At 73.1% G+C, this 13,721-nt stretch carries 12 protein-coding genes; 5 read left to right on the top strand and 7 right to left on the bottom strand.

What is annotated here, in order from left to right; all coding sequences use genetic code 11:
- Positions 1 to 9: 9 nt before the first annotated feature.
- Entirely contained in the window at positions 10 to 468 is a 459-nt protein-coding gene (locus AB0P03_RS02405; RefSeq protein WP_063349872.1) for an Lrp/AsnC family transcriptional regulator, read from the bottom strand.
- Positions 469 to 635: 167 nt separating this feature from the next.
- On the opposite strand from AB0P03_RS02405, the gene AB0P03_RS02400 reads away from it, so the two are divergent.
- From AB0P03_RS02400 to AB0P03_RS02390, 3 genes are read left to right on the top strand one after another with little or no spacing between them, the layout of a single operon-like run.
- Positions 636 to 1,265 carry a LysE family translocator gene (locus AB0P03_RS02400; RefSeq protein ID WP_363579528.1) on the top strand — a complete coding sequence of 210 codons (630 nt, stop codon included), beginning with the start codon at positions 636 to 638 and terminating at the stop codon, positions 1,263 to 1,265.
- A gap of 22 nt (positions 1,266 to 1,287) precedes the next feature.
- Positions 1,288 to 2,799, top strand: a complete 1,512-nt coding sequence (locus tag AB0P03_RS02395; RefSeq protein ID WP_363579526.1) for a CoA transferase — start codon at positions 1,288 to 1,290, stop codon at positions 2,797 to 2,799.
- A gap of 60 nt (positions 2,800 to 2,859) precedes the next feature.
- Complete coding sequence (locus AB0P03_RS02390; RefSeq protein ID WP_363579524.1) at positions 2,860 to 3,495, top strand: DUF6461 domain-containing protein; 636 nt, start codon at positions 2,860 to 2,862, stop codon at positions 3,493 to 3,495.
- A 63-nt stretch (positions 3,496 to 3,558) separates the two neighbouring features.
- Here AB0P03_RS02390 and AB0P03_RS02385 read toward each other — a convergent pair whose 3' ends face one another.
- Positions 3,559 to 4,158 (bottom strand): HdeD family acid-resistance protein, encoded by a 600-nt coding sequence (locus AB0P03_RS02385; protein ID WP_363579522.1) that lies wholly within the window; start codon positions 4,156 to 4,158, stop codon positions 3,559 to 3,561.
- Positions 4,159 to 4,421: 263 nt separating this feature from the next.
- On the opposite strand from AB0P03_RS02385, the gene AB0P03_RS02380 reads away from it, so the two are divergent.
- Positions 4,422 to 6,254 carry an NAD-binding protein gene (locus AB0P03_RS02380; protein ID WP_363579520.1) on the top strand — a complete coding sequence of 611 codons (1,833 nt, stop codon included), beginning with the start codon at positions 4,422 to 4,424 and terminating at the stop codon, positions 6,252 to 6,254.
- 136 nt (positions 6,255 to 6,390) lie between these two features.
- Here the strand turns inward: AB0P03_RS02380 and AB0P03_RS02375 are convergent, their stop codons facing one another.
- The 5 genes from AB0P03_RS02375 to AB0P03_RS02355 all read right to left on the bottom strand — a co-directional run bounded on the left by AB0P03_RS02375 (position 6,391) and on the right by AB0P03_RS02355 (position 12,813).
- Positions 6,391 to 7,176: an enoyl-CoA hydratase gene (locus tag AB0P03_RS02375; protein ID WP_063349877.1), complete on the bottom strand. Its 786-nt coding sequence runs from the start codon at positions 7,174 to 7,176 to the stop codon at positions 6,391 to 6,393.
- A 171-nt stretch (positions 7,177 to 7,347) separates the two neighbouring features.
- Positions 7,348 to 10,074 carry a pyruvate dehydrogenase (acetyl-transferring), homodimeric type gene (gene aceE, locus AB0P03_RS02370; RefSeq protein ID WP_363579518.1) on the bottom strand — a complete coding sequence of 909 codons (2,727 nt, stop codon included), beginning with the start codon at positions 10,072 to 10,074 and terminating at the stop codon, positions 7,348 to 7,350.
- A gap of 195 nt (positions 10,075 to 10,269) precedes the next feature.
- Positions 10,270 to 10,932, bottom strand: coding sequence for a GntR family transcriptional regulator (locus AB0P03_RS02365; RefSeq protein WP_363579516.1), 663 nt, complete (start codon positions 10,930 to 10,932; stop codon positions 10,270 to 10,272).
- Between the two features lie 74 nt (positions 10,933 to 11,006).
- Positions 11,007 to 12,053: an enoyl-CoA hydratase/isomerase family protein gene (locus AB0P03_RS02360; RefSeq protein WP_363579514.1), complete on the bottom strand. Its 1,047-nt coding sequence runs from the start codon at positions 12,051 to 12,053 to the stop codon at positions 11,007 to 11,009.
- 148 nt (positions 12,054 to 12,201) lie between these two features.
- A complete protein-coding gene (locus AB0P03_RS02355; RefSeq protein WP_363579512.1) occupies positions 12,202 to 12,813 on the bottom strand; it encodes a TetR/AcrR family transcriptional regulator in 612 nt (203 codons plus the stop codon).
- 97 nt (positions 12,814 to 12,910) lie between these two features.
- On the opposite strand from AB0P03_RS02355, the gene AB0P03_RS02350 reads away from it, so the two are divergent.
- The gene (locus tag AB0P03_RS02350) at positions 12,911 to 13,684 is read left to right on the top strand and encodes an SDR family oxidoreductase (RefSeq protein WP_363579510.1); all 774 of its coding nucleotides are present in this window, start codon (positions 12,911 to 12,913) and stop codon (positions 13,682 to 13,684) included.
- Positions 13,685 to 13,721 lie beyond the last annotated feature (37 nt).

Here is a 13,721-nt window from a genome sequence, read left to right as displayed (position 1 = left end):
GTTCGCGCCCTACCCGCCGATCGGCAGCCCCCGGTCGGCCTTCACCTGCTTCATCGTCAGATGGGAGTTGACCTGCGCGATCCCCGGCAGGCCGGAGAGCACGTCGGTGATGAAGCGCTCGTACGCGGCGATGTCGGCCACCGCGATGCGCAGCAGGTAGTCGGGTTCCCCGAAGAGGCGGTGCGCCTCCACCACTTCCGGCAGCTCCGCCACCCGGCGTTCGAACTCGGCGACCGTCACCTGATCCTCGTGACGCATGGTGATCGTGACGAAGGGTTGGAAGCCGCGTCCGACCGCCGTGCCGTCCAGGAGCGCGCGGTAGCCGCGAATCACGCCGTCCTGCTCCAGTTGTCGGACCCGGCGCAGGCAGGGGGAGGGGGTGAGGTCCACCCGGGCGGCCAGGTCGGCGTTGGTCAGGCGGCCGTCCTGCTGGAGCTCGCGGAGGATTCTGCGGTCGATTCGGTCCATGGCGCAATATTCTGCCAAAACGCGGGCCGGGCGAGCAGGAAGTGGCCATCGTGTGCCAGGGCTATCCGGCTACCTTCAGTGACCGAACGCACCGGACAGGTGCCGCGAGGATCACCGGACCAACGGCCGGGACCCGCCCGAACGAGCACGACAGGTCACCGCCACCCATGGACACCCACGCCCTCCTCCTCTTCCTCGGAGTCGACCTGCTGCTGGTCTGCACACCGGGGCCCGACTGGCTCTACATCGCCGCCCGGGGCCTCGGCCAGGGCCGGCGCGCCGCCTTCACCGCGGTCGGCGGCGTCTGCGCCGGCTACGCCGTCCACACCCTGCTCTCCAGCGCCGGCCTGGCCGCCGCGCTGCGTGCCGTCCCCGCCGCCCTGCCCGTCCTGCGCCTCACCGGCGCCGCGTACCTGCTGGTGCTGGCCGTCACCATGCTGCTCGCGCTGCGCAAGGGCGGGGGCGCCACGGCCCTCACCGAGCCCAAGCCGCAGCCCACCGCGACCGTGCTGCGCCAGAGCATGCTGACCGCCCTGCTCAACCCCAAGGGGCTGCTGCTCTACCTCTCCCTGGTGCCGCAGTTCGTCGAGCCGGGCGCCGCGCTGCCGGTCGGCGGGCAGGTGCTCGCCCTCGGCTCGCTCAACGTGCTGGCCTGCGCCGTCGTGTACGGGCTGGTCGCGCACGCCAGCGGACGCCTGGGCGGACGGCTCGGCGGCACCCCGCGCGCGGCGCGCCGGATGACCCTCGTCTCGGCGGTGCTGCTGATGCTGGTGGCGGGCGTCACGGCGAGCGCCTGAGAACGGGAGCACAATGCCGGGCATGACAGAGCGTCCGACCTTCCCCGGCACCCGGCCCGCCGATCAGCCCGCCTCCACCGATCAGGCCGTGCCCGCCGATCAGCCCGCCTCCACCGATCAGGCCGTGCCCACCGAACAGCCCGCCCCCGGCGGGGAACCCACGGACCGGCCCACCGCCGAACTCTGGACCGCCCTCGGCGGATCGGCCGACCTGCTGGGGCGGGTCTCCTTCCACGGCCCCGGCGACGTCCTGCCCTCCGGCCTGCCGGTGCGCCGGCTCGCCCGGGCCACCGTGGCCGCCTGCTCGCTGGCCGCCGCCGAACTCGCCGCCCACCGCGCCGGCGGCCCGGTCCCCGCTGTCCGGGTGGACCAGGGCGCCGTCGCCACCGCCTTCGTCAGCGAACGCCACCTGACCGTCGACGGTCGCACGCCCGTCAGCTTCGCCCCGCACTCCGGCTTCTGGCGCACCGCCGACGGCTGGGTCCGCACCCACGCCAACTACCCGCACCACCGCACCCGACTGCTCGCCGCCCTCGACCTGCCCGCCGACGCCGGGCCCGAACAACTCGCCGAGCTGCTGGGCGGACTGCCGGCGGGGCAGGTCCAGGAGCGGGCGTTCGAAGCGGGGGCGCTCGCCGTCGCCGTCGCGCCGGCGAGTGCCACCATGCACCCCCTGGTGGAGAGCCGGGTGACCGGCACCGCGCCCGTCCGCCCGCTCGGCGACGCCGGCCCGGAGCGGCCCGCCGCCGGGATCCGCGTCCTCGACCTCACCCGGGTCATCGCCGGACCGGTCGCCACCCGCACCCTCGCCCTGCTGGGCGCCGACGTCCTGCGCGTCGACCCGCCCCAGCTCCCCGAGGCCGACGACGCCCACGCCGACACCGGCTTCGGCAAGCGCTCCACCCGCCTCGACCTCGCCGATCCCGCCGACCGAGCCGTCTTCGACGGCCTGCTCGCCACCGCCGACGTCCTCGTCACCGGCTACCGCCCCGGCGCCCTCGACGAGCACGGCCTCGCCCCCGACGCACTGTCGGCCCGCCACCCCGGCCTGATCGTCGCGCAGCTCTGCGCCTGGGGCTGGACCGGCCCCTGGGCCGGCCGGCGCGGCTTCGACAGCCTCGTCCAGGCCGGCGTCGGCATCGCCGCCCACGAGGCCGGCCCCGACGGCCGCCCCGGCGTACTGCCCGCCCAGGCCCTCGACCACGGCACCGGCTACCTCGTCGCCGCCGCCGTCCTGCGCGCCCTCACCGAGCAGCGCACCGGTCGGCCCGGCGGCCGCCACCTGCGGTTCTCCCTCGCCGGTACGGCCTCGTGGCTGCTGCACGGCATCCCGCCCGAGGCGCCCGCCCCTGCTACCCCGGCGGACGGCGCTCCGGACACCGGGGCGTACGACCCGGCCCGGTGGCTCGCCGAGACCGACTCCGCCTACGGACGGCTGCGCCACGCCCTGCCGCCCATCGCCTACACCGGCGCGCCCACCGACTGGTCCCGCCCGCCGGGGCGCTGGGGGACGGACGCGCCGGTCTGGCTCTGAGGACGCCGCGCAACCGCCGCCCCGGCCGGCGGTGTCACAGGCAGCTGGCAGCATCGGCGCATGACTGCACACGCCACCGACTACACCTGGTTCGAGCAGCGCTACCCCATCCCCGGGGCGGCCCACTGCCTGACGCTGGTCGAGGGGATCACCGCCGACGAACTGCTGCGCCGCTTCGGCGCCCTGCCCGGTCGGGAGGTCACCGGCCTGGACGCCGTGGTCGCCGCCTGGGAGACCTTCGACGACGGGGAGGACGAGGAGGCGGAGGCCCGGATCGAGCCGGAGGATGACCGGCTGCTCGTCGCCGTCACCGAACTCGACGGGTGGGCCGTCGTCGTCGAGGTCTTCGGCTACCTCGGCAGCCTGCCCGACGTCATCCGCCGCCTCGCCGACGGCACCCGGCTGGTCTCGCACTTCCGGAACGCCGTCGCGGTGGACCACTTCAACTGGTGGGAGCAGGGCAGCTGCCGGCTCCAGTTCGAGCCGCTGTTCCCCACCCAGCGGCACGGTTCGGACGCCGACGCCCCCGGTGTCCCCGCGCTGCTGACGGCCTGCGGCTTCCAGCTCGACGGGGAGGGTCATGACCTGCACACCGAGGCCGCGTTCGCGCTGGCCGAGCGGCTGACGGACGTCCGGCTCACGCCGGAACGGCTGGAGGCCGCCACGTTCCGGATCGGCTACGCGCCGATGCGCTAGCTGCGGAGTGAGGCCCGTGAAGTCAGGCCCGTGAAGTCAGGCCCGTGAAGTCAGGTCGTGAAGTCAGACCCCCGCCGGGATCTGCTTGGCCCGGCCTCGCATCTGGAGGGCCGTCACGATCTCGATCAGCCCGAGGATCAGTAGCCAGCAGCCGGCCAGGACGGTCAACGCGGCGATCGAACCGACCGGCCAGACCAGCAGCAGCACACCGGCCACCGTGTTGGCCGCTCCTGCGAAGGCCTGCCAGCCACGGGCCGGCATCTCCGGGTCGGAGACCGCGGCGGCGAGCTGGGTGATGCCCCGGAACAGCCAGCCGATGCCGATCCAGATCGCCAGCAGGACCAGCGACTGCGCCGCGCTGCGGAAGCAGAGCAGCCCCAGCAGGACGCAGATCGCCCCGCTGATGAAGGCCAGCACCCGCAGTGCGGTGGACGCGTGGGTGCCGAACGCGGCGACCAACTGCACGATGCCGATGACCAGCAGGTAGAGGCCGAACAGCACGCCCACCACCAGCAGGGTCTCCCTCGGCCAGACGAAGACGACGATTCCGAGGGCCAGCGAGACGATTCCGGCGAGCAGCAGGACCTGCCAGGCGGCCTTGGCGAGCTGGCCGAGCGGACCCTGGACCGGGGAACCGTCGGGGGTGATGATCGGGGAAACCACGGTGGTGTACTCCTCGGGGCCGGGGACGGGCAGGGGTCGAACCCCAGACTGGCCGGGCCACCGCCGACCGGCGCGTCGGGTGCGGCCGTTCGGGGGACGGAGACAGGAGAGACAGGAGAGGGAAGAGAGGAGGCGGAGGGGGATGGAAGGGGGACGGGAGGGGAAGCACGGAGGAGACGAATGTTCGATGGAGCGGCTCCGGTGGCCTTCCGGTCGCCGGAACGACACCGTCCGGCCGCCTGCCGTCGATATCATCCGGCGGTATGACTTCTGAAGGGTGGGGGACCCGTTCGGTCGAGCCGGTCAGTCAGCACTACATCGTCTGCGGGGGCAACGCACTCGCCCACCGGCTGGTCCTGGAACTCGTCGAGCACTACGAGGTCCCGGTCGTCGTCCTGGTCGCCGATCGCACCCGCGACCACGCGCCGCAGATCGAGCAACTCCCCGGCGTCGCCGCCGTCGTCGAGTCCGCCAGCATCACCGACGAGGCGCTGCGCGAGGTGTCGATCGACACCGCCCGCGGCCTCGCCCTCGTCGAGGGCAGCGACCAGGACAACATCCACGCCGCGCTCAGCGCCCAAGGCCACAACCCGGACATCCGGATCGTGCTCCGGATGTTCAACCAGCGCCTCGGCGAGAACATCGAACGGCTGCTCAGGAACGGCGCCGCGCTCTCCGGTTCCGCCACCGCCGCACCCGCCTTCGCCACGGCGGCGCTCGGGCGGCCCAACTCGGTCGAGATCGGCGGACGCTTCCTGCACATCGCCTTCGACGACGCCATCACCTCCGACCGGATCTGCGTGGTCGCCGACCACATCGACCGCCAGGACCTCAGCAGGATCCGCCTGCTGCCCGAACAGCGCGGCGACTCGGCCGACTTCGTCCGGCTCGCCAGCGAGTTCGGCGACGACGGGCCGGTGCGCCCCGGTGGCGTCCGCCGCGACGCGGAACCGGAGCCGGTGCCCGAGGAGGAGCCGGTGCCCGAGGAGGAGCCGGGCGGCGTGGCCGCCCTCCAAGCGCTGCGCATCGAACCCAGGGAACCGATCAGCTGGGCGCGGCGGGCGCGCTGGCGGCTGCTCGACATGATGCGCTTCTTCACCAGCGCCCGGATGCGGCTGGTGCTGCTCACCGCCCTCGCCGCAGTGCTGATGGCCTTCGGCGTGCTCTGGTACCTGAACCGGAACTTCGGCTGGACCCTCTACATCTCGCTGCTCGACCTCGCGGGCGCCGCCCAGCCCGACCAACTCGCCGACATCGCCGCCGGGACCGGGACGGGCGGGCTGTGGCAGCGGGTGGCACAGGTGGTGATCACCATCTGCGGGATCACCTTCGCCCCGGTCGCCACCGCCATCGCGGTCGAGGTGCTCGGCTCCGGGCGGCGCGGGCAGCCCCGCAACCCCGGGGCCGGCACCCGGGACCACGTGATCGTCGTCGGCCTCGGCAACGTCGGCACCCGGGTCGCGGCCCAGCTGCACGAACTGGGTGTGCCGGTGGTCTGCATGGAGCGCGACCCGCAGGCCCGGGGCATCGCCGCCGCCCGGGCGCTCGGCATCCCGGTGGTCCTGGGCGACGGCCCGTTCGAGGAGCAGTTGCGCCGCGCCCGGTTGAAGCACAGTCGGGCGCTGGTCGCGGTCAGCGGCGACGACGCCACCAACCTGGAGGCGGCCCTGGAGGCGCGCCACGGGAATCCCGAAGTCCGCGTGGTGGTGCGGCTGTTCGATGACAACTTCGCCGGGCACTTCTACGCGACGCTGGACAACGCGGCCTCGCGCTCGGTCTCGTACCTGGCCGCACCCGCCTTCGCCGCCGCCCTGATGGGGCGCGAGGTGCGCGGGATGCTGTCGGTGTTCCGGCACGTGCTGCTGATCGCCGAGTTGACGGTCGAGGACGGCAGCGGGCTGATCGGGATGAACCGGCACGACCTGGAGGACCCGGGCGGCGTCCGGGTGATCGCCGTCCGGTTCGCCCGCAGCGCGCAGTTGCAGTGGAACTTCCCCGACCGCACCCGGCGCCTCACCCCCGGCGACCAGATCGTGGTCGCCGCCACCCGTAGCGGGCTCGCCCGGCTCAACACCGCGCTGGTGGACGAGGTGTGATGGCGGCTGACGGGTAACAGCCGACAGATAACAGCTAACAGATAACAGCTGACAGATTTCAGATGACGAAATCTGTCAGCTGTTATCTGTTGCTTGTCGGCTGTTACCCGTCAGCTGTCAGTCGTGAGCGGCCAGGTCACCGGTTGGTGAAGGACGGCGGGCGCTTCTCGGCGAACGCCGCCATGCCCTCCTTCTGGTCCGCCGTGGCGAACGCCGCGTGGAACAGCCGGCGCTCGAAACGGACGCCCTCGGCGAGGGTCGTCTCGAAGGCGCGGTTGACGCTTTCCTTCAGCATGACCGCCGCCGGGGTGGACATCGCCGCGACGGTCTCGGCCACCGTCAGGGCCTCGGCCAGCAGCTGGTCCGCCGGGACGATCCGGGAGACCAGGCCGGCCCGCTCGGCCTCCTCGGCGCCCATCATCCGGCCGGTCAGGCACAGTTCCATCGCCTTCGCCTTGCCGACCGCCCGGGTCAGCCGCTGCGAGCCGCCGATGCCGGGGATCACGCCGAGCTTGATCTCCGGCTGCCCGAACTTCGCGGTGTCCGCCGCCAGCAGGATGTCGCACAGCATCGCCAGCTCGCAGCCGCCGCCCAGCGCGAACCCGGCCACCGCCGCCACCACCGGCTTGCGCAGCGCGCCGAGCCGGTCCCAGGGGCCCAGCCAGTCGTCCAGGTAGACGTCCGGGAACCGGTTGCCCTGCATCTCCTTGATGTCGGCGCCGGCCGCGAACGCCTTCTCCGAGCCGGTGATCACCAGACAGCCGATCTCCGGGTCCCGGTCGAAGGCGGTGGCGGCCGCGACCACCTCGTTCATCAGCTGGGTGTTCAGAGCGTTGAGCGCCTTCGGTCGGTTGAGCGTGATCAGCCCCACCCGGCCCTTGCGCTCGACCAGGATCGTCTCGTAGGTCTCGGTCTCGGTCATCGCCGTTGACTCCCATTCCGCTGCTCGGCGCCGCGCGGGCGCGCCCTGACCATCCAACGATCTACGACGCGCCCCGCCTCGCGCCAGTCTTGGTATGCGAGACGGTCGTCACGGGCCCGGCTCTCCGCTGCGGAGCCGGGGCCCAGGGCTCCGGACACGGGCCGCCAGGGGTCAGAAGCGGACCCCGTAGCGCTCGGCCGCCTGCCGGACGGTCTCCGCCTTGACCTCACCCCGGCGCGCCAGCGCGGCCAGCGCCGCCACCGCGACCGACTGGGCGTCCACGCCGAAGTGCCGGCGCGCCGCGTCCCGGCTGTCGGAGAGGCCGAAGCCGTCCGTGCCCAGCGACGTCCAGTCCTGCTCCACCCACGGGCGGATCTGGTCCGGCACCGCGCGCATCCAGTCGCTGACCGCCAGCACCGGCCCGGGCGCCCCTGCCAGTGCCCGCGTCACGTAGGGGACGCACGCCGCCGCGCCTGTACCGGCCGCAGCCTGTGTCAGGTTGGCCGCGTCGCAGTCCAGTGCCTCCCGGCGCAGCTCCGTCCAGGAGGGTGCCGACCAGACGTCCGCCGCCACGCCCCAGTCCTCGCCGAGCAGTTGCTGGGCGGCGAGTGCCCAGCGAACGGCGGTGCCCGAGGCGAGCAGTTGGAGTCGCGGCGCGTCGCCGTCCGGGGAGGGCTCCGCCGGGCGGTAGCGGTACAGCCCGCGCAGGATGCCGTCGGTGATGTCAGTGACATCGGTGACGTCGGTGACATCCGCGCCGGTCGGCAGCGGCGGCTGTGGCAGCGGCTCGTTGTAGACGGTCAGGTAGTAGAACACGTCCTCGCCGTACGGGTGTCGGGGGCTGCTGCCGTACATCCGGCGCAGGCCCTCGCGGACGATCACCGCGACCTCGTACCCGAAGGCGGGGTCGTAGGACAGTGCCGCCGGGTTGGTGGAGGCGATCAACTGCGAGTGACCGTCGGCATGTTGAAGGCCCTCGCCGGTCATCGTGGTGCGTCCGGCGGTGGCGCCGATCAGGAAGCCCCGGCCCAACTGGTCGGCCAGGGCCCACATCTGGTCGGCAGTGCGCTGCCAGCCGAACATCGAGTAGAAGATGTAGAACGGGATCACCGGCTCGCCGTGGGTGGCGTAAGCGGTCGCGGCGGCGGTCAGCGAGGCCATCGAACCGGCCTCCGTGATGCCCTCGTTGAGGATCTGGCCGGTCGCCGACTCCTTGTAGTGGAGCAGTTGGTCGCGGTCGACCGGGTCGTAGGTCTGCCCCAGCGGCGAGTAGATGCCGGCGCTCGGGAAGAGCGACTCCATGCCGAAGGTGCGTGCCTCGTCCGGGACGATCGGCACCCAGCGGTGGCCGGTGGCCTTGTCCCGCATCAGGTCCTTGACCAGTCGGACGAACGCCATGGTGGTCGCGATCTCCTGCGTGCCGGAGCCCTTGAGCAGCGTCTCGAAGGGCTTCGCGGGCAGCTCGGGCAGCGGGGTGAAGCGCACCCGGCGGGCGGGCGCGGGGCCGCCCAGCGCGGCGCGCCGCTCCCGGAGGTAGCGGGCCTCCGGGGAGTCCGGGCCCGGGTGCGCGTACGGGACCAGCTCGCCGGTCAAGGCGCTGTCCGGAATGGGGAGTTCGAGCAGGTCGCGCATCGCCCGGAACTCGGCCCCGGAGAGCTTCTTCATCTGGTGGTTGGCGTTGCGGGCCTCGAAGCCGGGGCCGAGCGTCCAGCCCTTGACCGTCTGCACCAGTACCACCGTGGGGGCGCCCCGGTGCTCCAGCGCCGCCCGGTAGGCGGCGTACACCTTGCGCGGTTCGTGCCCGGCCCGGGAGGTCGCGACGATCTCCAACAGCCGCTGGTCGTCCACGGTTTCGGCGATCGCCCGGAGCTCGGGCGCGGCCTGGAACAGGTGCTCGCGGACGTAGCGGGCGTCCGAGGCGGCGTAGGTCTGGAACTGTCCGTCCGGCACCGCGCCGAGCCGGCGCACCAGCGCGCCCGTGGTGTCGTGGGCCAGGAGGTCGTCCCAGGCCTCGCCCCACAGTGACTTGACGACGTTCCAGCCGGCGGCGCGGAACTGGCGCTCCAGCTCCTGGACGATCTTTCCGTTTCCGCGTACCGGTCCGTCCAGGCGCTGGAGGTTGCAGTTGACCACGAAGGTGAGGTTGTCCAGCCCCTCGCGGGCGGCCAGGGCGAGCGCGGCGGTCGACTCCGGCTCGTCCATCTCCCCGTCGCCGAGGAATGCCCAGACGTGCGAGCCGGAGGTGTCCTTGATGCCGCGCGCGGTCAGGTACCGGTTGAACCGGGCCTGGTGGATGGCCGAGAGCGGTCCGAGGCCCATGGAAACGGTCGGGAACTCCCAGAACCACGGCAGCCGGCGCGGGTGCGGGTACGAGGGCAGGCCGTCGCCGCCGGCCTCCTGCCGGAAGCGGTCCAACTGGGCCTCGCCGATGCGCCCTTCGAGGAAGGCGCGGGCGTAGACGCCGGGCGCGGCGTGGCCCTGGACGTACAGCTGGTCGCCGGAGCCGTCGGCCTCCTTGCCGCGGAAGAAGTGCTGGAAGCCGACCTCGTACAGCCAGGCGGCGGACGCGTACGTGGCCATGTGCCCGCCGAGGCCGCCGCGGTGGTTGCCCCTGGTCACCATGGCGGCGGCGTTCCAGCGGTTCCAGGCGGTGATCCGGCGCTCCATCGCCTCGTCGCCGGGGAACTCGGGCTCGGCGCCGGTCGGGATGGTGTTGACGTACGGGGTGTCCAGGAGCGGCGGGACGTCGAGCCGGCGCAGTTCGGCGTGTTCGACGAGGCGGCGCAGCAGGTGGGCGGCGCGGTGCGCTCCGCCGAAGTCGCGGGCGGCGTCCAGGGAGGCGCGCCACTCCGCCACCTCTTCGGGGTCGTGGTCGGGAAGCTGGTCGAGCTGGGACACGGATGGTTCCCCTTTGCCGGTGCTTCAGAGTGCCGATTCCGGGATGCGGAATGACATTTCTCTCCATGGAAGGTCTCTATGGACGGTAGGGAGTGATCCGGCGGCGCGTCAACCGCTACTGGAGGGTAATGTGAGCGATGATCGATCATCTTTATGCGAACTATGATCCCGGGCCAGGACCCCGTCCGGATCCGCTCAGGCGGAGCGGTCGGCGTACTCCAGAACGTGTTCCGCCAGCAGCCGCCCGACTTCCGGATCCCGCCGCCGGAAGGCCTCGATCAGCGGAGCGTGGTCGGCCGCGTTCTCGTGCAGCTCCGGGCGGACCCGGTGCAGCGACAGCACCGTCCACACCTCCACGCCCAGCCCCTCCCAGGTCCGCAGCAGTGCCCCGTTGCCGGCGGCGGCCACGATCTCGCGGTGGAAGGCCACGCCGTGCCGGGCCTGCCCGAGCGCGTCACCCGCCCCGGCCGCCGCCGCCATCCGTTCCGCGTGCTGCTCCAGGGCGGCGGTGTCCCCGGCCAGGCGGATGACCGCCGACTCGGCGGCCAGCCGCTCCAGTGCGGCCCGCACCTGGTAGACCTCGCGCAGTTCGGCCGGGCTGATCTCGCGCACCCGCACGCCCCGGTTGGGCTCGGCGTCGAGCAGCCCGAGCGACTGCAGCGAGCGCAGCGCCTCGCGCACCGGCGCCTGGCTGACGTTCAACTCGGCGGCCAGGCGCCGTTCCACGATCCGGTCGCCGGGCTGCCAGCGCCCGTTCAGCAGGCCCTCCAGCAGTAGTCCGCGCACCTGCTCGCCGAGCGGCACCCGGGACAGCGGGTCGGCGTCCCCGGTAGGCGGCGGAGGGCTCGGGCGGGTCATGCGGGCTCCTTGATCGTGGTTCATGACGCGTGGTTCATGACGCGTGGCGGTGCGGGGCCGGCGCCGCCGCCCGGTCAGGCCAGGCCCAACTCGTCGCCCACGCGAGGGGCGAGGAAGCGGGCGACGTCCGCCTCCCCGACCTCGGCGAGCGTCGCCGGGGACCAGCGCGGGGTGCGGTCCTTGTCGATCACCTGGGCGCGGATGCCCTCGACCAGGTCATGCCCGCCCAGCGCGGCGCAGGAGACGCGGTACTCCTGGTCGAGCACGGCCTCCAAGGAGGGGAGCGTGCGGGCCCGGCGCAGCGCGGCGAGGGTCACCGTGACGGCCGTGGGGGAGTTGCCGAGGACCAGCTCCGCGGCCTCCTTCGCCTCCGCCACACCGGAGTTCAGCAGTCGTTCGACGATCTCCGCGACGCTGTCGGCCGCGTAACAGGCGTCGATCCAGCCGCGCTGCTCCGCGAGCGGGGCCCGCGGCGCGGGCTCGGCGTGCGCGGCGACGACGGCGGCCGGGTCGGGGCTCTCGGCCAGGGCGTCGAGCAGCGCCGCGATCCGCGCCGAGGGGACGAAGTGGTCCGCGAACCCGCACAGCAGCGCGTCACCGGGGCCCATCGAGGCCGAGGTGAGGCCGAGGTGGGTGCCCAACTCGCCCGGGGCGAGCGCGAGCAGCCGGCTGCCGCCGACGTCCGGGACCAGCCCGATCCGGGTCTCGGGCATGGCGACGGTGGAACGTTCGGTGACGATCCGGACCGCGCCGTGGGCGGACAGGCCGATGCCGCCGCCCATGGTGATGCCGTCCATCACCGCGACGTACGGCTTCGGGTAGTGGGCGATCAGCGCGTTCAGCCGGTACTCGTCGCGGAAGAAGGCCCGGGTGCCGGCCCCGCCGGCCTTGACGTCGTCGTGCAGTGCGCGGAGGTCGGCCCCGGCGCAGAGGCCGCGCTCGCCGGCGCCGGTCAGGACGACGGTGCGCACCCGGTCGTCCGCGGCCCACTCGGCCAGCGTCGCGTGGACGGTGGTGATCATGCCGTGGGTCAGCGAGTTGAGCGCCCGCGGTCGGTTCAGCACGATCCGTCCGGCCCCGCCGTCCAGGGAGACCTGGACCTCCGCCACCTCTGCGCTCATCGGGTCCGTTCCCGTCGTTCGGTCGTTCCTCGGTCTTGACGACTCCTGTCGCCCACCGTACCGGGGCGGCGCGGAGCCGTGATCACCCGGCGGGCGGCGGGCCGTCCTCGCGGCCCGCCGGCAGGCCGCCCGGGCCCGGTTCGGGGCCCTACGGCCAGGCGCGCAGGGCGAGTTCGGCGGTCCGGGCCAGGTCGGCGGCGGTGGCGCCGTCCCGGGCCTGCTGCGACATGCCCTGGATGACCGTGCCGAAGTAGCCGGCCAGCGCGTGCGGGTCGGCGTCGGGCGGGAGTTCGCCGTCCGCCTGGGCCGTGCGCAGCCTGGTCTCGAAGGCGTGGAGGTTGCGGTTGCGCAGGTCGCGCAGGTGGGCCTGGACCTCGGCGTCCTGCGGGGAGACGTTGGTGGCGGCGCTGATCACCAGGCAGCCGGCCGGGTGGGAGGGGTCGGGGTAGATGGCCGCCGCCTCGCGCAGGATCCGGGCGAAGGCCGCGTACGCGGTGGTCTCCTCCTGTAGGGCGGCCTCCGCGAACGCGCCGACGGGGGAGTGGCCGTAGTGGCGGACGACCTCCTCGAAGAGCGAGCGTTTGTCGCCGAACGCGGCGTAGAGGCTGCCGGGCCGGATGCCCATGGCGGTGGTCAGGTCGGTGACGGAGGTGGCCTCGTAGCCGCGCTCCCAGAACAGCCGGGTCGCCGCCGTCAGCGCCTCGCCCCGGTCGAAGGTCGGCGGTCGTCCGCGCCGGGGCCGCGTCGGGTTCTCGGTCATGCCGGAATTTTAGAACACCCGCTCAACAAGTGTGTTAGCTTCTTTCTTGAGCGACCACTCAACAAATAGGGTGGGCGAAGCGGGAAGGGGATCAGTCATGGGCAGGCAGGCACTCAAGGGCAAGACCGCGCTGGTCACCGGGGGCAGCAGGGGGATCGGCCGGGCGATCGCCCGCAGGCTCGGCCGCGACGGCGCCACCGTCGCCGTCGGCTACGCCCGCGATCAGGAGGCGGCGGGTGAGGTCGTCGCGGGCATCCGCGCCGACGGCGGCCGAGCCTTCGCGCTGCACGCCGAACTCGGCCGGCACGGGGACGCGGCCGCGCTGTGGGAGGCGTTCGACGCCGGGATCGGCGCGCACGCGCCCGACGGCGGCGTCGACATCATCGTGAACAACGCCGGGATCGGGCGCAGTGCCGACCTCGCCGCGCTCACCGAGGAGGGCTTCGACGAGGTCTTCGCCGTCAACGTCCGTGCGCCGTTCTTCGTCGTCCAGCACGGACTGCACCGGCTGCGCGACGGCGGCCGGATCATCAACGTCTCCAGCGGCGCGGCCCGCCTCGCCATGCCGGAGATCATCGCTTACGGGGCGACCAAGGGGGCGCTCGACACCTTCACCCTCAACCTCGCCAAGCAGCTCGGCCCGCGCGGGATCACCGCCAACTCGGTCGCGCCGGGTGTCGTCGACACCGACGTCAACGCCGGCTGGCTGCGCGGCAACGCGGAGGCGGAGGCCCATGCGGCCTCGCTCGCGGCCCTCGGCCGGGTCGGGCAACCGGAGGACGTCGCGGACATCGTCGCCTTCCTCGCCTCCGATGACGCCCGCTGGGTCACCGGCCGGGTCATCGACGCCACCGGTGGGGCGGGCCTGTAGGCGCGGTGGGTCCGGTGCGCGGGGGGAGTTCGAGGAG

Source organism: Kitasatospora sp. NPDC088779 (genome assembly GCF_040685395.1).
Lineage (GTDB): Bacteria > Actinomycetota > Actinomycetes > Streptomycetales > Streptomycetaceae > Kitasatospora.
This window is presented reverse-complemented; position numbering and strand designations above follow the sequence as displayed.